This is a genomic window from Amycolatopsis sp. NPDC021455 (assembly GCF_040640995.1).
Lineage (GTDB): Bacteria > Actinomycetota > Actinomycetes > Mycobacteriales > Pseudonocardiaceae > Amycolatopsis.
Genome location: NZ_JBFACT010000032.1, coordinates 1 through 21,682, shown reverse-complemented (window position 1 = coordinate 21,682; position 21,682 = coordinate 1). Strand labels below are relative to the sequence as shown.

The window sequence follows — 21,682 nt, the reverse complement described above, 5'->3', positions numbered from 1 at the left end:
TGGGGGTGGCCATGACGGCGACGGTGGATCCGCAGGAGTTCTTCGCGTTGTTCGGCGCCGAGCGGCGGCCGGACCCGTACCCGCACTACCGGCGGTGGCGTGAGCGCCTGCCGGTCGCGGCCTTGGCCGAGGGGATGTTCGCGGTCAGCGGCCTCGCCGAGGCCACGCAGGTGCTGCGCGACCCGGCCTTCGGGCACCCGGAACCGGAGTACCTGGACCCGGCGGACCGGCTCCCGGACCAGCCGGTCGACGAGTCGGGACGGGTGGTCCGGGCGTTCCTGTCGCTGAACCCGCCCGACCACACGCGGCTGCGGCGGCTGGTGGCGAAGGCGTTCACCCCGCGGATGGTCGACCGGCTCACGCCGCGGATCGAAGAGATCGCCGCCTCGCTCATCGACCGCGCACCGGCCGAGTTCGACGTGATGACGGCGCTCGCGAAGCCGTTGCCGGTCGAGGTGATCGCCGAGCTGCTGGGCGTGCCGCTGGACGACCGCGAGCGGTTCGCGGAGTGGTCGCACGCGATGGCGCGGGCGCTGGATCCGCCGTTCCTGCAGCACCCGGACACGGTGGAACCGGCGGTCCGGGCGCGGCAGTCGTTCGTCGGCTACTTCCGCGAACTGGCGGAGCAACGGCGGCGCGAACCGGGGGAGGACCTGCTGTCCGCGCTGGTCGCGGTGTCCGACGCCGGCGACGTGCTCAGCGAGGGCGAGCTGCTGGTGACGCTCACGCTGCTGCTGATCGCGGGCCACGAGACGACGACGAACCTGATCGGCAACGGCGTCCTCGCGCTGTCGCGCCACCCGGACGGCCTGAAGCCGCTAGGCACGGAGGGCGAGCACGCGGCGCAGGTGGTGGAAGAGGTGCTGCGCTACGACTCACCGGTCCAGCTGACGGCGCGAACGGCCCTGCGCGACACAGCTGTCGGCTCGGTGGTGGTCCCGGCGGGCAGCCAGGTGGTCGTCCTGATCGGAGCGGCCAACCGCGACCCGGCGGCGGGCCCGGCCCCGGAGTCGTTCGACCCGGCCAGGGCACCGGGCCGCCACCTGGCGTTCGGCCAGGGCATCCACTTCTGCCTGGGCGCGCCGCTGGCGAGGCTGGAGGGTCGCATCGCCTTCCGCGAACTGGCTCGCCGCCGCCCGCGGCTGACGTTGGCGGGAAGCCCGCAGTGGAACCCGACGACGACATTGCGAGGCTTGGCGACCCTGCCGGTGGTTAGCGGCGGTTAACCGGCGCACCGGATCAGCTCACGACGGAGTTAACGGTCGTTCACGCGGGCGCGGCGGGTAAACGGTGGTTCACTTCTCATCGCGCCTTCGTCGAGGCTCGGTGAGCCCGGTGCGGTTCTTCGCGCGGTGGGGACCGCGGTTCTCGGTTCTCTCGGCCTCGGTCGCCGCAGTGCACAGCTTCACCGGTGATGCCGAATGAAGGCGGAGCCCGGGCCGCGCCGCGGCGCCTCATGCCGCCCGCCGGCTCGGCTGGCCGGGACGTTGCGGCTTCAGCAGCGCGAAGCGCACGCACCGCCAGCCCGTCGGCGTGCGGGTGAAGCGGGCCGCCAGTGCGAACGACCGGCCGTCCGCCTCGACCCGGGCGCAGGCTTCGACCACGTCCGGCGCCGGGGTGCACGTGTGGATCGTCTGCGTCCGGTGCCGTGGCCGCGCCGTGCGCGGCCCGCTGAGGCCCGCGTAGACCTCCGGTGCCACCAAGGCGCGGACCTGCGCCGCCGGGCGGCGGCCGTCGTACGCCTCCAGCAGCATGTTCAACAGGCGCCCCACCTCACTCGCTTCGAGCTGTCTCGGCGCCGGGCACCGGGACCCGCCGCGGCGGTGTTCCCAGGACGCCACCGTCTCCGGCCGGTCCGCCCGGCGTGGCTCCTCGTAGTGCGTCAGCGTTCTCAAGCGGTGTTCCTCGATCATTTCCTCGCCTCCCACCGCTTAGAGGGGCGCACGGCCGAAAAGGAGACGGGAATCGCACGATCCGGGGAAGAACCGCGGAAGCCGTGGATTCCCCGAAGCCCATGCGCTAAGCGGGGTGCCCCGGCTATGGTGTGCGGGGTGCTGAAAGGACTGCTGGTCGATTTCGCCGGAGTTCTCACCGACCCCGACGCCGCACGGTTCTACGACTACCTGGCGACCGCGCGCGAACGAGGCATCCGCACCGCGCTGGTGTCCAACGCTCCCGGCGCGTCGAACGAGGTCAAGAACACGATGTCCGGTTATTTCGACGCTCTGGTGTTTTCCGGCGAGGTCGGCGTGGCCAAACCGGATCCGGCGGTCTACCTGCTCGCGGCCGACCGGCTCGGCCTGCCCGCCATCCGCTGCGCCTTCGTCGACGACTCCGCGACGAACGTCCGCGGAGCCGTCCAGGCGGGCATGGTCGGCGTGCGGCACGAGTCGGTCGAAGAGACGCTGGCCGAGCTCGCCGTGCTGTTCCCGGCCGGGTGAGGGTCAGCGCGCGCGGCGGACCAGTTCGAAGGCCAGCACCGCGGCGGCGGCCGAGACGTTCAGCGACTCGACGTCACCCGGCATCGGGATCGACAGCCACTCCGTGACGAGCTCGCCGACCTCGCCGCCGACCCCGGCCGTCTCGCCGCCGAGAACGAACGCCGCACGCTGCGGCAGGTCGACGTCGAACACCGTCGTCTTCGCGGACGCGCCCAGCGCGTAGAGCCCGTAGCCGGCTTCGGCGAGCAGCTCGGCGGCCTCCCGTGCCGAGCCGCAGCGCAGCACCGGGGCGCGGAACGCGACCCCGGCCGACGCCTTGACCACCAGCGGGTCCAGCGCCGCGACGCCGCGGCGGGGCACGATCACGCCGTCGAGCCCGGCGGCGGTCGCCGTCCGGAGGATCATGCCGACGTTCGCCGGCGTGGTGATGCCGTCCAGCAGCAGCACCCGCGACGGCGGCCGCCGGTCGGCCAGCGCGGCGCCGAGCGCGCGCATCCGCGGCGCTACGACGTCGGCGAGCACGCCCTGGTCCTGCTTGCCGTTGCCGGCGAGGACCTTGACCCGGTGGGCGCTGGCGCGCTGCACCGGCACGCCCGCCGCCTTCGCCGCGCGCTGGATTTCCGCCGCGCCGGGGCCGCGGGCGGTGTCGGCGAGGATCACCTTGTCCACCCGCAGGCCGTCGTCCGCCAGTGCCTCGAGCACCGGCTTCCGGCCGTACACGGTCAGGAAGCGGTCCTTCGGCGAGATCGTCGAGTCATCACCCACACCGGGCAGTCTCGCATTGTGTAAGGATCGGCCCATGCCCGACCGCCTTTCCGCGCTGGACGCCTCGTTCCTGTACCTCGAGGACCACGCGACGCCGATGCACGTCGGCGGGGTGGCGATCTTCGAGCGGCCGCGGTCAGGGTTCGGTTACGCACAGTTGCTCGACCTGATCGGCGGGCGGCTGGCGTTCCTGCCGCGGTACCGGCAGCGCGTGCTGGAGGTCCCGGGCCACCTGGCGCGGCCGGTGTGGGTGGACGACGTCGACTTCGACCTGAACTACCACGTCCGGCGCTCGGCGCTGCCCCAGCCGGGCAGCGACGAGCAGCTGTTCGACCTGGTCGCGCGGCTGATGGCGCGGCGGTTGTCGCCGGAGCGGCCGCTCTGGGAGGCGTACTTCATCGAGGGACTGGCCGGCGACCGCGTGGCGCTGGTGACGAAGACCCACCAGTCCGTTGTGGACGGTGTCGGCACGATCGAGCTGGGGCAGCTCATCCTCGACGCGACGCCGGCCGAGCCGGAGCCGTTCGAGGACATCTGGACGCCGCGCCGCGAGCCCAGCCGCACGCAGCTGGTGCTGGACGCGATCAGCGAAGGCGTGCAGCGGCCGGGCGAGGTCGTGGAGAACGTCCGATCGGCGGCGAACGACGCGGTCGCGGCGGCGGGGAAGTTCGCCGAGACCGTCGGCGGGGTCGCGTCGGCGCTGCGGACGCTGGTGAGCCCGGCGCCGCCCGGCCCGCTGAACGTCCGGGTGTCGGGCGGCCGTGTGTTCTCGGTGGTGCGCACGCGGCTGGAGGACTTCCGGAAGATCCGCGCGGCGCACGGCGGCACGGTCAACGACGTCGTGCTCGCCGCTGTCACGGGCGCGTTGCGTGAGTGGCTGCTCTCGCGCGAGGAGCAGCTGACGCCGAACGCGACGGTCCGCGCGCTGGTGCCGCTGGCGGTCCGCGACGCCGAGACGGCGGAGTACTCGACACCGGCCCTGGTCGGCAACCAGGTGGCCGCGTACCTGGTGGATCTGCCGGTCGGCGAGCCGAACGCGGTGCTGCGGCTGCAGCACATCGGCCACGCGATGGCCGAGCACCTCGACTCGGGCCGCCCGGTCGCGGCGCGCGGGCTGCTCAAGGTCGGCGGGTTCGCCCCGGCTACCCTGCACTCCCTCGGCGCGCGAGCGGCGGGGTCGCTGTCCGGGCGCATCTTCAACGTCATGGTCACCAATTCGCCGGGCCCGCAGGTGCCGATGTACGCGGGAGAGGCCAGACTGGTCGAGATGTTCCCGGTGATGCCGCTGATGCGCACCCAGGCGCTGGCGATCGGGGTGACGTCGTACCACGGCGGCGTCTACTTCGGACTCAACGGCGACCGCAAGGCCGCGTTCGACGTCGACCTGCTGGCCGGGATGATCGAAGAGTCCCTGGAAGAGCTGAAGGGTGCGCACTGGTGAGGGTTTATCTGCCTGCGACCATCGCGATGCTTCGCGACCTCGAGTCTTCGGGGGAGTTCCGTGCCCGCAGCGGGACGGCGTTCGCGCTGACCCCGGCGTTGCGCGAGGCGTATGTGAGCGGGTCGGACGAGGAACTGGAGTACGCGGCGCTGCTCGACGCGGCGCGCGCTTCGCTGCGCTTGATCGCGGCGGAGGAGAAGGGCGAGCCGCGCAGGGTGGTGGTCTCGGCGGACGTCGAGGGCGTGACCCTGCGCCCGGACCTGGACGCCCCGGTGGTCCGAATCGGCGGCCCGATCCCGATGTCGGCGGTGGCGGCGATCCACGTGGACGCCCCGGAGGCGGCGGACGCGGTGGCGGCGGCAGCGGCGGTGATCGACGCGGCGGACCTCGGCGACCCGGACGCGGAGTTCACTTTGGGCGATGCCGAGGACCACGAGCTGGCCTGGTACGCGCCTCAGGAACTGCCGTTCTTGTTGGAGCTGCTCTGAGTTGTCCACAGGGTTCGGTGGTTGTGGACAACTGTGGCTGAGCTGCGGCTTTCCGCCGGGTTTGTCGGTGGGGGCCGATAGACTGGCCTTGGGGCCGCCCCCCTGGGAGTGGCGGGGGCCGGCGAAGTCGCGCCCGGACTCCGGGCACGCAGGTCCGCCCGCCGCCCGAGTCTCCAGTCCGCCCTCCGTGACTGCTGCGACGCTGGTCGTCGAGGTCTGCCGCGCTGCCGAAGGTCGCGAATGAGTCATTGGGGACCTCGTACGTCCCGAATGAGTCATTCGCGACGCCCGGCTGGCAGCGCACAGCGCCTCTTCCGCCGCGGAGCACCGCGGCAGCGATCGACTTTGCCGGAACTCTGCCCTGGGAGGGCGGGCTGTGTGTGGGGCGCCTGAGCGGCGTCAGGTCGCCTTGGTCAGCCGTTCGGTGGCCCACCACCCCGAAGCCGGATTGTGACTACGGCCGGCAGTACCGCGTCAAGGCGGGAAAGCGTGCCTTGACCCGGCACTGCCGGCCGTGTTCTGGCTTCGTATCGGGGCGGCGGGGGAGGTCTGGGTGGTGTGCCAGTCATGCCTCAGCGTGCGGTTCACGCCGGATCTCGAAAGCGCGCTGCGACTTAGCCGGAATCCCGCCCGGGGCAGGGGCTCCGGCTACCAGGGGCCGGGCCGGCGAGTTCATCCGGAGGTGAGACCGGTGGAGGGCTGCGTGACTAGCCCACCTCGCCGGGCGGTGGTGGCTGGACATCGACCGGTGCGCCCCACTCCGAATACCGCGTCGTGATCCGGGCTTCGGCGCCCTGCAGGATGGGGGACAGGTCCAGGACGATCTGCAGTGGACGGTGTGCGTCGTCGAGCCAGAGCTGGACCGGGAACTTGCCGCCGAGCCGTCCCACGGAGTCCGGCGGCAGGCCTGCGGGGAGGTCCGTGCCCAAGCGGGCCAGGTCGAGTTCCACGCGGTAGTGCTCCGCGGCCACTCCGCCGAGGTCGGTGCGCTCCGCCGAGACGATCGTGCCCGCCGTCCGGATTTCGCCCAGGGTGTGCGCCGGGTCGTTCTGGGCCGTCAGCTGCGCCAGGCTGCCGCCGAGCACCTGGGAAAACGGGTCGCTTCCTTCCGTCACCACCACCCACGGCTTGTCCCCGGCACCTTCCGGCACCTTCGCGTACAGCTTCCCGCCCACCAGCCGCACCTCCATCGGCTCGCCGATGAAGTCGGTCGTCATCACCTGGGAAGCCCCGCCGGCGCCGAACTGGCCCTGGCTCTTCGAACGGACCGAGCCGACCGCGACGTCCGTGGCGAACTTCGCCGAGCCGCCGCTCGAGGTGGCCGCCGTGGCGGCGTCGGCCAACGCGAGCGCGTCGCCGAACGCCGGGGGCGGTGGTGGGTCCGAACACCCGCCCGCCAGCAGGGCGAACAGCAGCACGACCGCGGCTTTGCGCATGGTGCAACAAAAACACAGCGGCTCCCCCGAACTCGTTCGGGGGAGCCGCTGCTACTGTCCGTCGTCCGGTCAGCGACCGGCCTTCTTCATCAGCTCGCCGAGGTCGACGACCTGGTCGGCCGGCGGGGCCGCCACATCGACCTGGGTGCCCCAGTCGGTGTACTTCATCGTGAACTTCGCGTCACCGGCCGGCGCGCCCAGCGCCTGCATCATCGGGCCCTGGTCCATGGTCATCTGCACCGGCAGATTGTCCTTGTCCAGCCACAGCTCGGCCGGGATCTTGATGTCCTTGCCCTTGAGCTTCTCGGTGACCTGGCCGCGCGCGGACGCCGGGACTTGCTCGGCGATCTGGTCGACGGCCTTGGCGAGGTCGATCTCCACCTTGTAGTGGTTGACCTGCTGGCCGTTCAGCTCGGTCTGGTCGGACGAGACGATCCGGCCGGCCTTGGAGATCTGGTCGAGCACCTGGCTCGGGTCGCTCTGCTCCGCCGACTGCGACAGCGCGCCGCCCAGCGCCTGCGACAGCGGGTCGGAGCCGTCGGCCGAGACCTTGGCCCACGCCTTGTCCGTGCCCATCTGCTTCTGCTCCGCGGCGGGCAGCTTGATGTACATGATCTTGTCGACCAGGCGCATTTCGGTGGTCTGCCCGGCCGCGGTGGCCGTCATCGAGAACTTGGTCTGCGCGCCGTCGAAGGCCATCGCGCCGTTCGCCTTGAGGGTCTGGCCGCCGGCGGCCCCCTCCATGGTGAACTTGACCGACTTGGACTTCTCCGTGCCCTGCTTGGACGCTGACGCCAGCTGGATCGCGTCCGTGAACGGCGAAGCCAGGCCGCGGCTGCCGCCGTCCTGGGACTGCCCGCCCGCGGCCGCCGGCTGTGCGGTGCCGGTGGCGGAATTGCCGCTGCACGCCGTCAGCGTGAGCACCAGCGCGGCGCCCGCCGCGACCAGGGTGGTCTTGCGCATCGATTTCCCCTCAAAGTCGGATCGTCACCTGGCATATCGCCTGAACGGGTGATTGGTTACCGATGTGACGGTGACGATCGGCGTTCGGTTCCCGGTTGCCTCAGGATTCTGTGACGCGGGTCACGTCGTGACCGCCGCGAGAAGCCAGGAGCCGCCGGAGCGACGTCAGTCGTTCGGGGCTCGCCTTGCCTTCGGTGACGACGTCGTCGAGCGCGCAGTCCGGGTCTTCCGGTGGCCCCAGGTGCCCGCAGCCGGAGGGGCACTCCTCGGCGGCTTCGGCGAACTCCTCGAAGGCGTCGACGATGTCGTCCGCGGTGACGTGGGCCAGGCCGAACGACCGCACGCCGGGCGTGTCGATCACCCAGCCGCCGTCCGGCAGCGGCAGCGCCACCGCCGCGACGGACGTGTGGCGCCCCTTGCCGACCGCGCTCACCACGCCGGTGGCCAGCTCGGCGTCCGGCACCAGGCGGTTGACCAATGTCGACTTGCCGACTCCGGAGTGGCCGACCAGCGCCGTCACGCGGTCCTTCAGCATCTCGGCGAGGCCGTCGGGTTCCTCGTCGTAGCGCGTGACGACGGCCGGGATGTCGAGGCCCGCGTACCCGGCCAGGAGCTCGTCCGGGCTGGCCAGGTCGGCCTTCGTCAGGCAGAGGACCGGTTCGACGCCGCCCGCGTAGCAGGCGACCAGGCAGCGGTCGATGAAGCCGGTGCGCGGCGGCGGATCGGCCAGCGCGGTGACGATCAGCAGGCGCTCGGCGTTGGCGACGACCAGCCGCTCGTACGGGTCGGTGTCGTCGGCCGTGCGCAGCAGGGAGCTGCTGCGCTCGTCGACCCGGACGATCCGGGCGAGGGTGTCCGGCTTGCCGGAGACGTCCCCGACCACCGCGACGCGGTCGCCGACGACCACCGGCGTCCGGCCCATTTCGCGGGCCCGCATCGCGGTGATCACCCGGGCCGGATCGGCGTCGATCGCGCAGGTCCAGCGGCCGCGATCCTTGCCGATGACCATGGCGGTGACGGCGTCGGCGTGCTCGGGACGGCGCTTGCTGCGAGGCCTGGTGCCCTTGCCGGGGCGTACCCGGACGTCGGACTCGTCCAGCTTGCTCCAGTCGTTGCGCGCCAAAGGGCCCTCCTCCCGTGCGCCGGTGCCCACCCGAATGATCCCATGCCGCTCGCCACGGCCCTGGCTTGCGTGTAACGATGACCTATCCGGCAAGAGGAGGCGCTCATGTGCGGCCGCTACGCCGCCACCAAGGACCCGGCGAAGCTGATCGAGGAGTTCGACGCGGTCGACCTCACCGAAGGCCACGCGCGGGCCGACCACAACGTCGCACCGACGAAGAACGTCGTGACGGTCGTGCAGCGGCACCCTCGTGACGAAGAAGGCCAGGTCCTCGAGGACGAGCCCGCCGAGCGCTCGCTGCGGATCATGAAGTGGGGCCTGGTGCCGTTCTGGGCCAAGGACCCGTCGGTCGGCTCGCGGATGATCAACACGCGGGCGGAGACGGCCGCGGAGAAGCCGGCTTTCCGGCGCGCGCTGACGTCCCGCCGCTGCCTGGTGCCCGCCGACGGCTGGTTCGAGTGGCGCCGCACCGGCGAGGAGAAGGAGCCGTTCTACATGACGGCTCCCGACGATTCGTCGATCGCGTTCGGCGGGATCTGGGAGAGCTGGCGTCCGAAGGACGACGACAACGCGGCGCCGCTGATCACCTTTTCGATCATCACGACCGACGCCGCCGGCCAGTTAACGGACGTTCACCACCGGATGCCGCTGATCGTGCCGCGCGACCACTGGGACGGCTGGCTGGACCCGGACCGCGAGGACGTCAAGGATCTGCTGGTGCCCACGCCGGACGACATCGTGGCGTCGCTGGAGCTGCGGCCGGTTTCGAGCCTGGTGAACAACGTCCGCAACAACGGGCCCGAGCTGCTGAAGCGGGTCGATCCGGCGCAAGAGGGCGCGTTGTTCGACGCGCCGAAGTCATGACCGCCATCTCGATCGACACGGCGTACGGCCCGGCGCGGGTCTACCTGCACTGCGCCGAGGAGGGCGACGCGGTGCTGATGCTCGGCCACGGCGCGGGCGGCGGCCTCGGGGCGAAGGACCTGGTGGAGGTGACGCGGGCGGCGCAGGCGGCCGGCGTGCACGTGGCGCTGGTCGAGCAGCCGTACCGGGTGGCGGGCCGCCGCGCCCCGGCCCCGGCGAACCAGCTGGACACGGCCTGGCTGACGGTGGCGGAGGACCTCTCGGCCCGCTTCGACTCGCTGCCCTTCGTGTTCGGCGGCCGTTCTTCGGGCGCGCGGGTGGCCTGCCGGACGGCTTCGGCCGGGCAGGCGGTGGCGGTGCTGTGCCTGGCGTTCCCGGAGCACCCGCCGGGCAAGCCGGAGAAGACGCGCCAGCCGGAGCTGGACGCGGTCGATGTCCCGGTGCTGGTGGTGCAGGGGGAGCGGGACCCGTTCGGCCGGCCCACCGGTGGGCCGCACCACGAGATCGTCATGGTCGACGGGGACCACACGCTGTCGGCGGATCTGGAGAGCGTTTCCCGGGCGGCTACGGAGTGGCTGTCGCGGGTGCTGCGGCCGCTGGCGTGACTCAGGCCGCGATCGGCGCCACCACGGCGCCGGCCAGCCGGACCAGGTCCGCCGGGGCCAGCTCGACCTCCAGCCCTCGCCGCCCGGCCGAGCAGAACACCGTCTCGAACTTCTCCGCCGACGCGTCGATCACCACCGGCAGCCGGCTCCGGTGGCCCAGGGGTGAGATCCCGCCCAGCACGTACCCCGTCGCCCGCTGGGCCGCCGCCGGGTCCGCCATCTTCGCCTTCTTGCCGCCCGCCGCGGCGGCCAGGGCCTTCAGGTCCAGCTGGCCCGTGACCGGGACCACGCCGACCGTGAGGCGGCCGTCCACCTCCGCGACCAGCGTCTTGAACACCCGCGCGCGGTCCAGGCCCAGCGCCTCCACGGCCTCCAGCCCGTACGACTCCGCCCGCGGGTCGTGGTCGTAGGCGTGCAGCGTGTGCGCCACCTTCTGCTTCACCAACAACGCCGTCGCCGGGGTGCCCTTGCCAGCCATGGCGGAAGTCTAGGGAATGCCCGATCCCCCTGATCGGTTGTACGGGGCGTGACAACAACGCTCGCTACCACACGCTCACGCAGCCGCCGCCGTCCCGAGGCACCGGCGAACCGCGGCGTGCCCGGTCCCCGCGTAAACTCGGGTCCGCCGTATGCGCGCACGCGCATCGACGCCGAGCGGGAAGGGAACGGTTTGCCGAGCACGGAGAACTCAGCGCCGGAAGAAGCGACCGAGGCCGAGCGCGCCGAGCGCTTCGAGCGGGACGCGATGCCGCTGCTCGACCAGCTGTACTCGGCCGCGATGCGGATGACGCGCAACCCCGCCGATGCCGAGGACCTGGTCCAGGAGACGTATCTGAAGGCGTACGCCGCCTTCGCGTCCTTCAAGACCGGTACGAACCTCAAGGCGTGGATGTACCGCATCCTGACCAACACCTACATCAACGGCTACCGCAAGCGGCAGCGGCAGCCCGTGCAGGCGCCCACCGACGAGATCACCGACTGGCAGATCGCCAAGGCGGAGAGCCACACCTCCAGCGGGTTGCGCTCGGCCGAGGTCGAGGCGATGGACAACCTGCCCGACACCGACGTCAAGGCCGCCCTGCAGAAGCTTCCCGAGGAGTTCCGGCTGGCCGTCTACCTGGCCGACGTCGAGGGCTTCGCGTACAAGGAGATCGCCGAGATCATGGACACGCCCATCGGCACCGTGATGTCCCGTCTGCACCGCGGCCGCGCCCAGCTGCGCGACCTGCTCGCCGACGTCGCGCGGGAGCGCGGCTTCATCCGGGGTGCCAAGGAGGAGGTGGCCGGGCGATGACCGACATGTGCGAGGGCGCGTCCGACAAGGTCCGCTGCGAAGAGGCGCTCGCCGACATCTACCTGCTGCTCGACCGGGAGTGCAGCCCGGAGCGCGACGCCGCGTTGCGCGCCCACATCGAGGACTGCCCGCCGTGCCTCGAGGAATACGGCATCGACGAGCACATCAAGCAGCTGCTGGCCCGCAAGTGCGGCGGCGAGCACGCGCCGGCCGAGCTGAAAAGCCGGTTGCGCGCGTCGATCCGCCAGACCGTCGCCTCCCGCGGCGGCGTCACCGTGGAACGCACCGAGATCACCCTCGAGCAGCGCTCCGAGTAGCGCCCGAGCACTACGAAGGCCCCCACACCGCGGTGTGGGGGCCTTCGTCATGCCGAACGCCGGAATCAGGCGTTGGGCTTCTTGCCGTGGTTCGCGCCGTTCTTCTTCCGGTCGCGACGCTTGCGGGCGCGCTTCGACATGTTCACTCCTCGTCGTCAAAGGTTCCTGGTCAAGTGTGTCATGGCGGCCCGCTCTGGTTGGATGGGGTGCGTGTCCACGCTCGCCGAACTGCTCGCCGACAACACCGGCCTCCCCGGGGAGGCGGCCGACCACCTCCAGACCGTCGTCGCCGAGTGGCAGCTGCTGGCCGACCTTTCCTTCGCGGACTTCCTGCTCTGGGTCCCGGTGACCGAGGAACTGCAGCCGGACGGCGGCGACTTCGTCTGCGTCGCGCACGCGCGGCCGACGACGGCGCCCACCGCGCACCCCGAGGACGTCGTCGGGACGCGGTTCACGGTGGAGGAGCACCCGCAGCTGGCGAAGGCCATGCGCGAGGTGCGGATCTGCCGCGAGGAGGACCCGCACTGGTACCGCGACCTGCCGATGCGGCGCGAGGCCATCCCGGTGCGGTTCCACGACGAGGTCATCGCCGTGATGAGCCGCGAGACGAACCTGGCCGCGCCGCGGGTGCCTTCGCCGCTGGAGATCGCGTACCTGGGCAGTGCCGGCGACCTGTGCCAGATGATCGTCGACGGCACGTTCCCGCCGAGCGGCTCCAACCAGACCGACACACACACGTCCCCGCGGGTCGGCGACGGCCTGATCCGGCTCGACTCGAGCGGCACGGTCGTGTTCGCGAGCCCGAACGGCCTGTCCGCCTACCACCGGATGGGGCACGAATCCGACCTGGTCGGGACGCGGCTGGCGCCGTTGACGCGGTCGTTGATCCGCGACCCGTTCGACGCGACCGAGGTGTCCCACCGGATCATCGAGGCCCTCGACGGGAAGCCGTCGAGCCGCACGGAGGCCGACTCGCGGCGCGGCGCCGTCGTGCTGTTCCGTGCGCTGCCGCTGCGCCCGGCGGGGCAGGCGGCGGGTGCGCTGGTGCTGGTCCGCGACGTCACCGAGGTGAAGCGCCGGGACCGGGCGCTGCTGTCGAAGGACGCGACGATCCGTGAGATCCACCACCGGGTGAAGAACAACCTGCAGACAGTGGCGGCCCTGCTGCGGCTGCAGTCCCGCCGGACGTCGTCGGAGGAGGCGCGGCTCGCTTTGGCGGAGTCGGTGCGCCGGGTGACGTCCATCGCGCTGGTGCACGAGGCGCTGTCGATCTCGGTGGACGAGCGCGTCGACCTCGACAAGCTGCTCGACAACGTGCTGCCGATGGTCGGCGAGGTCGCCACGGCGGAGTCGCAGGTCGGGCTGTCGCGGAAGGGCTCGTTCGGGGTGGTGGTCGCGGAGATCGCGACGCCGCTGGTGATGGTGCTGGCCGAGCTGGTGCAGAACGCCATCGAGCACGCGTTCCCGGCCGGCCGGTCGGGCAAGGTCGAGCTGATCGTGGAGCGTTCGGCGCGCTGGCTGGACGTCGTCATCCGCGACAACGGGCGCGGCCTGCCGTCGGGGTTCTCGCTGGAGCGTTCCGACGGGCTGGGGCTCCAGATCGTGCGGACGCTCGTGGAGTCCGAGCTGCGGGGCTCGCTGTCGCTGCGGAAGGTGCGGTCGGAGGCGTCGTCGACCCGCGTGACGGGGACGGAAGCCGCGCTGCGCATCCCGCTGTCTCGCCGGCTCTGACTCGTGTCGTCCCTTCGATCACGCGTGTCGTCCTCCTGATCACGCGAGTTGACTGCTCGATCACGCGTGTGCCCCTCGGCGGTGTGATTCGAGGGTCGACACGTGTGATCAAAGGGTCGACACGCGTGATTGGGAGGACGACACGATGAAGGCCCGGCACCAGGTGCGTGGTGCCGGGCCGTTCAGCGCTTCGCGGGAGGACTTGAAGTCCCGGTGAGGTTTCACCGCACCCGTCGCCAGGTGGTTTCGCCTCGCTTGTTAAGCTCAAGCCGGGTAGGTATCACCCCAGACGGCGTGGGCACGACGAATGCCCGCCGGGTGAAAATCTGCTCGGCTCGGGTGGGTCTCGAGAAACTCAGGCGTTGGTACGCGTGCCGATGTGCGTACGGCGGCGCTTGAGAGCGCGTCGCTCGTCCTCGCTCATACCGCCCCACACACCCGCGTCCTGTCCGCTGGCCAGGGCCCAGGCCAGGCAGTCGGAAGCGACGGTGCAGCGGTGGCACACGGCCTTCGCCTGCGCTACCTGCGACAGAGCAGGACCGCTGGTTCCCACCGGGAAGAACAGCTCGGGGTCCTCGTCTCGGCAGGCCGCGTCGTGGCGCCAGTCCATGTTCGTGAGCTCCTTCATATGGCGCGGGAGGGCCGCGCCACAGTCGTCAATGGCGGTCGTGTTCTTGGGTGCTTGTGAATGCTTTCACGAAGCACCGCTTTCGACAAGGGTTTCCGGGAGATCGGTGAGTCAGGTCACCCGGCCGAGCGACCCCTCTGACCTGCGGTTTCTCTCCGAAACGACCGTCCGAAGGGAAGGTTGATGCGCTGAGTGGAGCTTCTCCGTCGACGAACGGCACCTGCTACTTTGCCGCAGGCGATCAGCGGTCTCGTCGTCACACGATTACCGTGAGTGCATTCGGGACGCTGAAGAATTCCACCCTTGTCCGCTGGCCGACGAGGTCGCCGTCCACCTGGAAGTTTACCGGTTCAGCTGCGTCTATGCGGATCATCGGCAGGTCGTCGTGACGCACGAGACGTCGCCCGCGCTGGTTGCTCTTCGTAGCCAAGGCTTGGCGTACATGCTTGAACACGGTGGGCAACCCCAGACCGCTCAGCGCGAACAAACCCAGTCCCGTCTCGAACGAGCAACCCGGATTGAGGTGGACGGCACGCTCGCCCAGGTAGCTCCACGGATCGGTGTTCGACACGAAAGCGGTCAACGCCTCGATCGGGTCCTCGCCGGGGATGCGGATCGTCAGGGCCGGCCGGCCCAGCGGCGGCCGGAAGTAGGAGCGGACGGCGGCTCGCATGTAGAGGCCGGCGGTGGTCTGCTTGCCGCGGCGCTTGGCGACCCGGCCGACGACGTCGGCGTCCCAGCCGAGGCCGGAGTTGAACGTGAACCAGTGCCCGTCGGCCAGGCCGAGTCCCACCCGGCGTGAGCGGTCGTTCTCCAGCGCGTTGAGCAGCTGGTGGGTGGCCTCGAAGGAGTCCGCGGAGATGCCGAGGGCACGCGCGAACACGTTGGCCGAGCCGCCCGGGACGACGCCCAGGGCGGGCACCTGCCCGATTTCGGCGGGATCGCCGTCGGCGTCGGCCAGCAGGCCGTTGACGACCTCGTTGACCGTGCCGTCGCCGCCGTGCGCCACGACCAGGTCGATGCCGTCCCGCGCGGCCGAGCGCGCGACGGCCATCGCGTGACCGCGGTAGTCCGTCTCGACCACGTCGAGCTTGACCTGGCTGGCGAGCGCGTGCGCCAGCACGTCCCGGCCACCCGCGGTGGTCGAGGTGGCCTGGGGGTTCACGACGAGGATTGCGCGCATTACCGCAGAGTAAGTGACTTCCGGCGGCCCGAGAACCTTCCGGCGTCGCATGGTGACGGGCGCAACCCTCGGAACAGCACCTTCGGACCCTGTGCCGGGCGGCCTCCTTCACGTGCGAGTGTCCGCTCGTCGTGACAAGTGCACCCGGGCCGACCGCCCGCTCATCAACGACACTGAAATTTTCGTTGCCCGGGCGGTCCCGGGAAAACGGCCGACCGGGTGGCATACGATCGAAAGAGCTCACGCACGGTGACTCGCCCTGGTCGAGTCCACTGTGTCGTCGCAAAACACTTCGCCAAGTCGCTCCGGAAGGTCGCCGCAGTGAAGCTCTCGCCCGCTCCCCGTGAGGTCCGGCTGGCCGGCGTCGTCACCGCGGTGCCGTCGCTCGCCCTGCTGGTGTTCGGGGTGGTCGTGCTGGTGAACGGCCTGCGTTCGCCCGCTCAGCCGGGCAACAACGTCTTCGCCGAGTCGGGCACGTTCATCGTGGTGGCGCTGGCGTTCCTGGCCGCGTCGGCCGGGCTGGTCCTCGGCCAGACCTGGGCGCGTTCGCCCGGAGTGGTGATCGCGCTGATCGTGATCGGGCTCGGCTGGTACCTGCTCGGCCCGTCGGGCCTGCCGGCGTGGGGCGTGCCGGTCGCGCTGTTCGGCATCGCCGCGCTGGTGCTGCTGTTCCGCCGCCCGTCCCGGGCCTGGGCCCTGGACCTGCGCGAAGGCGAAACCGAGACGGAGGCCGCCGAACGCGGCGGTCTCGCCGGCCGCCGCGCGGAGCGCGAAGGCCACGACGAGGACTGACTCAGCCTCGTCCGGACGTCCTGAACGACTCGTTCAGGACGTCGGAGGTCCTGAACGAGTCGTTCAGGACGTTCAAGCTTGGGCGGCCAGGGCTCGGAGGGGTTCGTCGGTGAGGCGGTTGACGGTCCACTCGTCCATCGGGACCGCGCCGAGGGCCTTGTAGAACTCCGTGGCCGGGTTCCAGTCCAGCACCGACCACTCGAGCCGCGCGTAGCCGTTCGCGACGCACTCGGCCGCGAGTGCCGCCAGCAGGGCCTTGCCCAGCCCGGTGCCGCGCTGGGAGGGCAGGACGAACAGGTCCTCCAGGTAGATCCCGTGCACCCCGCGCCAGGTCGAGAAGTTGAGGAACCAGACCGCGAAGCCGACGACCTCGCCGTCCACTTCGGCCACGTGCCCGAACAGCTTCGGGGCCTCGCCGAACAGGGCTTCGTGCAGCTGCGGCGCCGTCAGGTGGCACTCGTCCGGTGCTCGTTCGTACTCGGCGAGGGCGTACGCCAGGCCGACGGCCGCCTCGACGTCGTCGGGGCGGATCCGGCGGATGCGGTCGTCGGGCACGTCAGTCCTCCGCGGGCAGCAGGTTGAGGTGTTCGATCTGGGGTTCGCCGCGCTCGTCGCCGAGCACCGCGATGCCGGCGGCGTCCAGTCCGAAGTGGACGCCCGCGGTGGCGGGCAGGCCGAGCCAGCGCGCCACCAGCACGCGGCTGAAGTGCCCGTGTCCCACGAGGATCACGTCACCGGTCTCGATGTCGCGGCGGGCGCGGTCCAGCACGCGGTCCGCGCGGGCGGAGACGTCCGAAGCGCTTTCGCCGCCGGGGATCGGGTGGGTCCAGACCGTCCAGCCGGGCACGGTTTCCCGGATCTGCGGCGTGGTGATGCCCTCGTAGTCGCCGTAGTCCCACTCGGCGAGGTCCTCGGTGACTTCGTCGACGCGCAGGCCGGCCAGCGCGGCCGTGCGCAGCGCCCGCGCGCGGGGGCTCGACACCACCAGCGACGGCCCGCCGACCAGGCTCCGGAGGGTCCCGCCCGCGGCGCGCGCCTGGCCTTCCCCGGCCGGGGTCAGCGGGATGTCCGTGCGGCCCGTGTGCCGCCCGTTCAGCGACCACTCGGTCTGGCCGTGCCGGAGGAGGAAGAGACGGTTCGCCACACGGGCGAATATATCCGGCGGTTTGCCACCCGGCCGGGCGTCTGCTTAGCTACTGAACGGTAGCTTAGTTCGAGGAGACGCTCATGCCCGAGACGCCGACGTTCGCCCTGTGGCACAAGCTCGCCGCGAAGCCGGGCGGAAAACAGCTGTTCAGCGCCGCGATGTGCCTGCGCGTGCCGTACTTCCGCACGGTGCTGCCCTCGGTGCGGGAGCTGCGCCCTGGCCACTGCGAGGTCACCGCGCCGAAGTGGTGGGGTGTTCACAACCACATCCGGACGTTCCACGCGATCGCCGCCTGCAACCTCGCCGAAATCGCGATGGGCATGCTCGCCGAGGCCACCGTCCCGACCACGCACCGCTGGCTGCCGAAGGGCATGAACGTCCAGTACGTCGCCAAGGCGGAGACCGGCCTGCGCGCGGTCGCCGCACTGCCGGAGCTGCCGGTGTTCGGCGATGACGGCTTCGACCTCGAAGTCCCGGTGACCATTTCGGACACGAACGGAAAGCCCGTGGTCACCGGGACGATCACCATCTGGGTGACGCCGAAGAAGCGTTAGAGCTGCTTGTACTGCACGTACGTCGTCTGGTGGAACTCGGACGGCGACGGCAGGCCCAGCTTCCGGTCGACGAGCTTGCCGAGCGGCCCGCAGCCCTGCGTGGCCGGCAGTGCGAGGCCTGGATCGACGACGCCGAAGTGGAACGTCGGCGGGTTCTTGGAGAGCACCGCCGGCGGCAGCGCCGGATCGTCGTGGACGACGGTGTGCAGCGGCGCGGCCGCCGTGCCGATGCTGCATTCCTTGCGCAGCAACGGATGGCGCAGCACCGCGTAGACGTCGAGCTCGCCGCGCCGCTCGGCGTTGCCCTGGAAGTCCGAATGGCCGCCGTAGCGCAGCTGGAGCGTCGTGCCGGCCAGGCCGGGGACGCGGACCGGTTCGTGCCGCAGCGCGCCGAACTCCTGCGCGTACTGGCCGTTCACCCGGCCTTCGCTGAACGTCAGCCGCATCTCGCCGAGTTGGATCTCCTGGCTGCCGATCGTCAATTTTCCTTGGGACACAAAGGCTTCGCAGCGCCACGTGCCGGGGTCGGCGTTCGCGGGCGGTGCCGGGCAGTCGGTGAAGTCGAACGTCGGAAGTTCGTCCGCGGAGGCGGTGCCCGGCAGCAAGGCCAGTGCGACCGCGGCCGCCCCCAGTGCGAGAAGTTTCATGGCGGTGAGCCTGCTCGCGCCGCGCCGCCGCGACATCCGGGATCGCACCCAGGGGAGGCCCGGGATTTCGTCAAGGGGCGAGCCGGGCCAGCGAGTCGACGAAGCCGTCGTCGGTGGCCGAGAAGAACTCGGCGTCGGCGGTTTCGACGTCCTTGAGTGCCTTCGCGACCAGCTCCAGGCCGGCGGGGGTGACTTCCAGCCGCTTCGCGCGGGCGTCGGCCGGGTCGTCGGCGCGCGCCAGCAGCCCCCGGTCGGCGAGCTTGCGGACGACCTGGCTGGTCATCATCGTGTCCGTGCCCGCCTGGTCCGCGAGCTGCCGCTGGGTCGGTGGCTCGCCCGAACGGGTGAGCCACCACGTCGTCGTCAGCAGCACGAACTGGACGTGCGTGAGGTCGTGCGGGGCCAGCGCGGCCCGCATCGCCCGCTGCCAGGCCAGCGTCACGCGCCACAGCAGGAAGCCGGGGCTGCGCTCGGGGCCGGGCAGGCGGGACTCGGGAGCGGTCATACTCGCGAGCTTGCCTCAGCCTCGGCGAGCCGGGCCAACGCGCGCATGGCGTCCGGAGTGTCCGAGGTGACCTGCGGGCCGAACCCCTCCGGGCCGTCGATCGTGACGCGGTAGGTGATCCGCGTGCCGCCGTCGACGTCGGTCAGGACGTGCTCGAACCGCAGGTGCGCGTCCGGCAGCCGCGTCTCGTCGGTGAAGCCGCGGCCCTCGGTGACCTCGGTGAGGGTGAACGGGATCGGCGGCATGCCGTCCATCGTCATCGTGCCGCTGGTCCCGACGGCGAACGGGCCGTCGAGGACCACGGACCGGACGCCGGTGTCCCACTCCGGCCAGCGGCCGGTGTCGGCCCAGAGCGGCCAGATCGCGGCGGCTGGGGCGGTGGACAGCTCGCTGTGCTCGTACTCGTAAAGTGCCATGCGGACAGACTATATGCGCGCTTACTAAATGCGCAAGCGGCCCGCCGGCCGGAACGGTGGGTGGTCAGTTCGCCGAGCGCAGCTTGTCGTAGTAGGCGACGCAGTCGCTGTAGAGCGGGAGCAGGCCGCTGTCGCGCGCTTCGGCGAGCGTGGGCGCGGCGCGGTCCTTGTCCGAGAGGACCGGCTCGATGCCGGTCGGCCACGGCAGGTCCAGCGCCGGGTCGAGCGGGTTGATCCCGTGCTCGGCCGTCGGCGCGTACGGCTCCGAGCAGAGGTAGCTCATCACGGTGTCGTCTTCGAGCGCGATGAAGGCGTGTCCGAGGCCTTCGGCGAGGTAGACGGCGCGGTACTCGGTCGAGTCGAGCCGGAGTGCGTCCCACTCGCCGAACGTCGGCGAACCGACGCGGAGGTCGACGACGACGTCGAGCATCGAACCCCGCGGGCAGTAGATGTACTTCCCCTGGCCGGGTGGTGTGTCGGCGAAGTGGATGCCGCGGAGGGCGCCACGCCGGGAGACGCTGTGGTTGGTCTGGCCGAGCCGCAGCGGGTGGCCGACCGCCTCGCGGAAGGCCGCGTCCTGGAAGGGCGCGACGAACAGGCCTCGCTCGTCGGGGAACGCCCGGGGGGAGAACTCGTAGGCGTCCGGGACGCTCAGCCGGCGGAATTGCATGGCGGCATCATATCGGGTGCCAAGAAAACCGGACAGACGTCTTGGTAATTGCCGCAATTCGCCGCGGATGTGACGTCAACCGCACCGAGGGGTCAAGGGCGCGGGCGGACCTGTCACAATGAACGAACCGCCGCGTCCGCGGTCATCGCCAGACCTAGGTACCGATGGCCGACGTGACGCCTCGCCGACAGGCCGGCGCTACCGCGCTGGGCTGCCGTGCCGGAGGAAGTTCCCGCGTCAGCAGGGTGCGCCTTCTCCCGCTGTCGTGGTCCCCCGCTCGCATGCCCAGGAGAAATTCCAGTGACCCACGTTCGATCCGCGAGTTCCGTCATTCCCACTGGAGGAATGACGGAAACGACGACAGGAAACCCCATGAGCGACCCCACCGGCACTGTCGCGCCGGTCACCGACGAAGAGATCTTCACCGGGCACGAGGGCGGCAAGCTCTCGGTGGCGGCCACCCGGCCGATTTCCAGCCCGCGTGACCTTTCGATCGCCTACACCCCCGGTGTGGCGAAGGTGAGCCGCGCGATCGCCGAGGACGCCGCCAAGGCCAAGCGGTACACGTGGGCGGACCGGCTGGTCGTCGTGGTGAGCGACGGGACGGCGGTGCTCGGCCTCGGCGACATCGGCGCCAGCGCGTCGCTGCCGGTCATGGAGGGCAAGTCCGTCCTGTTCAAGACGTTCGGCGGGCTCGACTCGATCCCGCTGGTGCTCGACACCACCGACGTCGACGAGATCGTCGAGACGCTGGTGCGGCTGCGGCCGTCCTTCGGCGCGGTCAACCTGGAAGACGTCTCCGCGCCGCGGTGCTTCGAGCTGGAGGACAAGCTCAAGGAGGCGCTCGACTGCCCGGTCATGCACGACGACCAGCACGGCACGGCGATCGTCACGCTGGCCGCGCTGCGCGGCGCCAACCTGGTCCTCGACCGGGCGATCGCCGACCAGCGCGTCGTCGTCTCCGGCGCCGGCGCGGCGGGTGTGGCCTGCGCGAAGATCCTCCAGGAAGCCGGCATCGGCGACGTCACCCTGCTCGACTCGCGCGGCATCATCCACGAGGGCCGCGACGGCCTGAACCCGGTCAAGGCGCGGCTGGCCGCGACGACCAACAAGGCGGGCCTGCGTGGCGGCCTGGCGGAGGCCCTGGAAGGCGCGGACGTGTTCCTCGGCCTGTCCGGCGCGACGATCGACGAGTCCCTGCTGGGCCGGATGGCGGGCGGCGGCATCGTGTTCGCCCTGTCCAACCCGGACCCGGAAGTTCACCCGGACGTGGCCGCACGGTACGCCTCGATCGTGGCCACCGGACGCAGCGACTTCCCGAACCAGATCAACAACGTGCTGGCGTTCCCGGGCGTGTTCCGCGGCGCGCTCGACTCCGGCGCGCGGGCGATCACGGAGAACATGAAGCTGGCGGCCGCCGAGGCGATCGTTTCGGTGGCGATGGACGACCTGGGCCCGGACCGGATCGTCCCGAGCCCGCTCGACCCGCGGGTGGCCCCGGAGGTCGCGGCCGCGGTGGCGAAGGCCGCCGAGGCCGACGGCGTCACCGGCTGACGTTTGTCCGTGAAGGCCTCCTTCCCGGCTCTTATGGCCGGGACACCGCCACCGACCGGAAGCCCGCCTTGACGCAGGCGAGGTCGAGCACCATCCACTCGTACGACGTCGGCCCGAT

General features: G+C 71.0%; 26 protein-coding genes. 12 read left to right on the top strand and 14 right to left on the bottom strand.

Features of this window, described 5'->3' with window-relative positions:
- Positions 1-11 precede the first annotated feature (11 nt).
- Entirely contained in the window at positions 12-1,226 is a 1,215-nt protein-coding gene (locus AB0G28_RS29290) for a cytochrome P450 (RefSeq protein ID WP_361095920.1), read from the top strand.
- A gap of 228 nt (positions 1,227-1,454) precedes the next feature.
- Here AB0G28_RS29290 and AB0G28_RS29285 read toward each other — a convergent pair whose 3' ends face one another.
- Entirely contained in the window at positions 1,455-1,913 is a 459-nt protein-coding gene (locus AB0G28_RS29285; RefSeq protein ID WP_361095917.1) for an Rv3235 family protein, read from the bottom strand.
- A gap of 153 nt (positions 1,914-2,066) precedes the next feature.
- Between AB0G28_RS29285 and AB0G28_RS29280 the strand changes: the two genes are divergently transcribed.
- Entirely contained in the window at positions 2,067-2,441 is a 375-nt protein-coding gene (locus tag AB0G28_RS29280; protein ID WP_361096081.1) for an HAD-IA family hydrolase, read from the top strand.
- A 3-nt stretch (positions 2,442-2,444) separates the two neighbouring features.
- Here AB0G28_RS29280 and AB0G28_RS29275 read toward each other — a convergent pair whose 3' ends face one another.
- Positions 2,445-3,206: an RNA methyltransferase gene (locus AB0G28_RS29275; protein ID WP_361095914.1), complete on the bottom strand. Its 762-nt coding sequence runs from the start codon at positions 3,204-3,206 to the stop codon at positions 2,445-2,447.
- Positions 3,207-3,240: 34 nt separating this feature from the next.
- Between AB0G28_RS29275 and AB0G28_RS29270 the strand changes: the two genes are divergently transcribed.
- Together AB0G28_RS29270 and AB0G28_RS29265 are read left to right on the top strand one after the other, a co-directional pair.
- Positions 3,241-4,647, top strand: a complete 1,407-nt coding sequence (locus tag AB0G28_RS29270; RefSeq protein WP_361095911.1) for a wax ester/triacylglycerol synthase family O-acyltransferase — start codon at positions 3,241-3,243, stop codon at positions 4,645-4,647.
- A complete protein-coding gene (locus AB0G28_RS29265; protein WP_285458820.1) occupies positions 4,644-5,135 on the top strand; it encodes a hypothetical protein in 492 nt (163 codons plus the stop codon). Before AB0G28_RS29270 ends, AB0G28_RS29265 begins: the two co-directional genes overlap by 4 nt.
- Positions 5,136-5,842: 707 nt before the next feature.
- Here AB0G28_RS29265 and AB0G28_RS29260 read toward each other — a convergent pair.
- The 3 genes from AB0G28_RS29260 to rsgA form a co-directional block, all read right to left on the bottom strand.
- Complete coding sequence (locus AB0G28_RS29260) at positions 5,843-6,571, bottom strand: hypothetical protein (RefSeq protein ID WP_361095907.1); 729 nt, start codon at positions 6,569-6,571, stop codon at positions 5,843-5,845.
- Between the two features lie 69 nt (positions 6,572-6,640).
- The gene (locus AB0G28_RS29255; protein WP_361095904.1) at positions 6,641-7,534 is read right to left on the bottom strand and encodes a hypothetical protein; all 894 of its coding nucleotides are present in this window, start codon (positions 7,532-7,534) and stop codon (positions 6,641-6,643) included.
- Positions 7,535-7,634: 100 nt separating this feature from the next.
- Positions 7,635-8,657, bottom strand: a complete 1,023-nt coding sequence (gene rsgA / locus AB0G28_RS29250; protein ID WP_361095901.1) for a ribosome small subunit-dependent GTPase A — start codon at positions 8,655-8,657, stop codon at positions 7,635-7,637.
- Positions 8,658-8,762: 105 nt separating this feature from the next.
- Here rsgA and AB0G28_RS29245 point away from each other — a divergent pair, with 105 nt between their 5' ends.
- Positions 8,763-9,521: an SOS response-associated peptidase gene (locus AB0G28_RS29245; protein ID WP_361095898.1), complete on the top strand. Its 759-nt coding sequence runs from the start codon at positions 8,763-8,765 to the stop codon at positions 9,519-9,521.
- Positions 9,518-10,126 carry an alpha/beta family hydrolase gene (locus AB0G28_RS29240; protein ID WP_361095895.1) on the top strand — a complete coding sequence of 203 codons (609 nt, stop codon included), beginning with the start codon at positions 9,518-9,520 and terminating at the stop codon, positions 10,124-10,126. The genes AB0G28_RS29245 and AB0G28_RS29240 overlap by 4 nt, the downstream gene beginning before the upstream one ends.
- Position 10,127: 1 nt before the next feature.
- On the opposite strand, the gene ybaK is transcribed toward AB0G28_RS29240, so the two are convergent.
- The gene (gene ybaK, locus AB0G28_RS29235; protein ID WP_361095892.1) at positions 10,128-10,604 is read right to left on the bottom strand and encodes a Cys-tRNA(Pro) deacylase; all 477 of its coding nucleotides are present in this window, start codon (positions 10,602-10,604) and stop codon (positions 10,128-10,130) included.
- Positions 10,605-10,796: 192 nt separating this feature from the next.
- Between ybaK and AB0G28_RS29230 the strand changes: the two genes are divergently transcribed.
- The 3 genes from AB0G28_RS29230 to AB0G28_RS29220 all read left to right on the top strand — a co-directional run bounded on the left by AB0G28_RS29230 (position 10,797) and on the right by AB0G28_RS29220 (position 13,468).
- On the top strand, positions 10,797-11,420 hold the full coding sequence (locus tag AB0G28_RS29230; protein ID WP_361095889.1) for a sigma-70 family RNA polymerase sigma factor: 624 nt from the start codon (positions 10,797-10,799) through the stop codon (positions 11,418-11,420).
- Positions 11,417-11,737, top strand: a complete 321-nt coding sequence (gene rsrA / locus AB0G28_RS29225) for a mycothiol system anti-sigma-R factor (RefSeq protein ID WP_361095886.1) — start codon at positions 11,417-11,419, stop codon at positions 11,735-11,737. The genes AB0G28_RS29230 and rsrA overlap by 4 nt, the downstream gene beginning before the upstream one ends.
- 210 nt (positions 11,738-11,947) lie before the next feature.
- A complete protein-coding gene (locus AB0G28_RS29220; protein WP_361095883.1) occupies positions 11,948-13,468 on the top strand; it encodes a histidine kinase N-terminal domain-containing protein in 1,521 nt (506 codons plus the stop codon).
- 355 nt (positions 13,469-13,823) lie between these two features.
- Here the strand turns inward: AB0G28_RS29220 and AB0G28_RS29215 are convergent, their stop codons facing one another.
- Complete coding sequence (locus AB0G28_RS29215) at positions 13,824-14,078, bottom strand: WhiB family transcriptional regulator (RefSeq protein ID WP_072481920.1); 255 nt, start codon at positions 14,076-14,078, stop codon at positions 13,824-13,826.
- A gap of 274 nt (positions 14,079-14,352) precedes the next feature.
- Positions 14,353-15,279, bottom strand: coding sequence for a diacylglycerol kinase family protein (locus tag AB0G28_RS29210; RefSeq protein ID WP_361095880.1), 927 nt, complete (start codon positions 15,277-15,279; stop codon positions 14,353-14,355).
- A gap of 321 nt (positions 15,280-15,600) precedes the next feature.
- On the opposite strand from AB0G28_RS29210, the gene AB0G28_RS29205 reads away from it, so the two are divergent.
- On the top strand, positions 15,601-16,071 hold the full coding sequence (locus AB0G28_RS29205; RefSeq protein WP_361095877.1) for a hypothetical protein: 471 nt from the start codon (positions 15,601-15,603) through the stop codon (positions 16,069-16,071).
- Positions 16,072-16,143: 72 nt separating this feature from the next.
- Here AB0G28_RS29205 and AB0G28_RS29200 read toward each other — a convergent pair whose 3' ends face one another.
- Together AB0G28_RS29200 and AB0G28_RS29195 are read right to left on the bottom strand one after the other, a co-directional pair.
- A complete protein-coding gene (locus AB0G28_RS29200) occupies positions 16,144-16,626 on the bottom strand; it encodes a GNAT family N-acetyltransferase (protein ID WP_361095874.1) in 483 nt (160 codons plus the stop codon).
- Between the two features lies 1 nt (position 16,627).
- Positions 16,628-17,215 carry an acid phosphatase gene (locus tag AB0G28_RS29195; protein WP_361095871.1) on the bottom strand — a complete coding sequence of 196 codons (588 nt, stop codon included), beginning with the start codon at positions 17,213-17,215 and terminating at the stop codon, positions 16,628-16,630.
- Between the two features lie 83 nt (positions 17,216-17,298).
- On the opposite strand from AB0G28_RS29195, the gene AB0G28_RS29190 reads away from it, so the two are divergent.
- Positions 17,299-17,772, top strand: coding sequence for a hotdog fold domain-containing protein (locus AB0G28_RS29190; RefSeq protein ID WP_361095868.1), 474 nt, complete (start codon positions 17,299-17,301; stop codon positions 17,770-17,772).
- On the opposite strand, the gene AB0G28_RS29185 is transcribed toward AB0G28_RS29190, so the two are convergent.
- The 4 genes from AB0G28_RS29185 to AB0G28_RS29170 form a co-directional block, all read right to left on the bottom strand.
- Positions 17,769-18,419, bottom strand: coding sequence for a hypothetical protein (locus AB0G28_RS29185; protein ID WP_361095864.1), 651 nt, complete (start codon positions 18,417-18,419; stop codon positions 17,769-17,771). The genes AB0G28_RS29190 and AB0G28_RS29185 overlap by 4 nt on opposite strands.
- A 70-nt stretch (positions 18,420-18,489) precedes the next feature.
- Positions 18,490-18,924, bottom strand: coding sequence for a MarR family transcriptional regulator (locus tag AB0G28_RS29180; protein WP_361095861.1), 435 nt, complete (start codon positions 18,922-18,924; stop codon positions 18,490-18,492).
- Positions 18,921-19,340: an SRPBCC family protein gene (locus AB0G28_RS29175; RefSeq protein ID WP_361095858.1), complete on the bottom strand. Its 420-nt coding sequence runs from the start codon at positions 19,338-19,340 to the stop codon at positions 18,921-18,923. The genes AB0G28_RS29180 and AB0G28_RS29175 overlap by 4 nt, the downstream gene beginning before the upstream one ends.
- 64 nt (positions 19,341-19,404) lie before the next feature.
- Positions 19,405-20,010, bottom strand: coding sequence for a dTDP-4-dehydrorhamnose 3,5-epimerase family protein (locus tag AB0G28_RS29170; protein ID WP_361095855.1), 606 nt, complete (start codon positions 20,008-20,010; stop codon positions 19,405-19,407).
- Between the two features lie 372 nt (positions 20,011-20,382).
- On the opposite strand from AB0G28_RS29170, the gene AB0G28_RS29165 reads away from it, so the two are divergent.
- The gene (locus AB0G28_RS29165; RefSeq protein ID WP_361095852.1) at positions 20,383-21,564 is read left to right on the top strand and encodes an NADP-dependent malic enzyme; all 1,182 of its coding nucleotides are present in this window, start codon (positions 20,383-20,385) and stop codon (positions 21,562-21,564) included.
- Positions 21,565-21,682: the final 118 nt, after the last annotated feature.

Coding starts and splice junctions, on each gene's coding strand:
- AB0G28_RS29290 (WP_361095920.1), top strand. CDS start 12: ATGACGGCGACGGTGGATCCGCAGGAGTTCTTCGCGTTGTTCGGCGCC.
- AB0G28_RS29285 (WP_361095917.1), bottom strand. CDS start 1,913: ATGATCGAGGAACACCGCTTGAGAACGCTGACGCACTACGAGGAGCCA.
- AB0G28_RS29270 (WP_361095911.1), top strand. CDS start 3,241: ATGCCCGACCGCCTTTCCGCGCTGGACGCCTCGTTCCTGTACCTCGAG.
- AB0G28_RS29260 (WP_361095907.1), bottom strand. CDS start 6,571: ATGCGCAAAGCCGCGGTCGTGCTGCTGTTCGCCCTGCTGGCGGGCGGG.
- AB0G28_RS29255 (WP_361095904.1), bottom strand. CDS start 7,534: ATGCGCAAGACCACCCTGGTCGCGGCGGGCGCCGCGCTGGTGCTCACG.
- AB0G28_RS29245 (WP_361095898.1), top strand. CDS start 8,763: ATGTGCGGCCGCTACGCCGCCACCAAGGACCCGGCGAAGCTGATCGAG.
- AB0G28_RS29240 (WP_361095895.1), top strand. CDS start 9,518: ATGACCGCCATCTCGATCGACACGGCGTACGGCCCGGCGCGGGTCTAC.
- ybaK (WP_361095892.1), bottom strand. CDS start 10,604: ATGGCTGGCAAGGGCACCCCGGCGACGGCGTTGTTGGTGAAGCAGAAG.
- rsrA (WP_361095886.1), top strand. CDS start 11,417: ATGACCGACATGTGCGAGGGCGCGTCCGACAAGGTCCGCTGCGAAGAG.
- AB0G28_RS29215 (WP_072481920.1), bottom strand. CDS start 14,078: ATGGACTGGCGCCACGACGCGGCCTGCCGAGACGAGGACCCCGAGCTG.
- AB0G28_RS29210 (WP_361095880.1), bottom strand. CDS start 15,279: ATGCGCGCAATCCTCGTCGTGAACCCCCAGGCCACCTCGACCACCGCG.
- AB0G28_RS29190 (WP_361095868.1), top strand. CDS start 17,299: ATGCCCGAGACGCCGACGTTCGCCCTGTGGCACAAGCTCGCCGCGAAG.
- AB0G28_RS29185 (WP_361095864.1), bottom strand. CDS start 18,419: ATGAAACTTCTCGCACTGGGGGCGGCCGCGGTCGCACTGGCCTTGCTG.
- AB0G28_RS29180 (WP_361095861.1), bottom strand. CDS start 18,924: ATGACCGCTCCCGAGTCCCGCCTGCCCGGCCCCGAGCGCAGCCCCGGC.
- AB0G28_RS29175 (WP_361095858.1), bottom strand. CDS start 19,340: ATGGCACTTTACGAGTACGAGCACAGCGAGCTGTCCACCGCCCCAGCC.
- AB0G28_RS29170 (WP_361095855.1), bottom strand. CDS start 20,010: ATGCAATTCCGCCGGCTGAGCGTCCCGGACGCCTACGAGTTCTCCCCC.
- AB0G28_RS29165 (WP_361095852.1), top strand. CDS start 20,383: ATGAGCGACCCCACCGGCACTGTCGCGCCGGTCACCGACGAAGAGATC.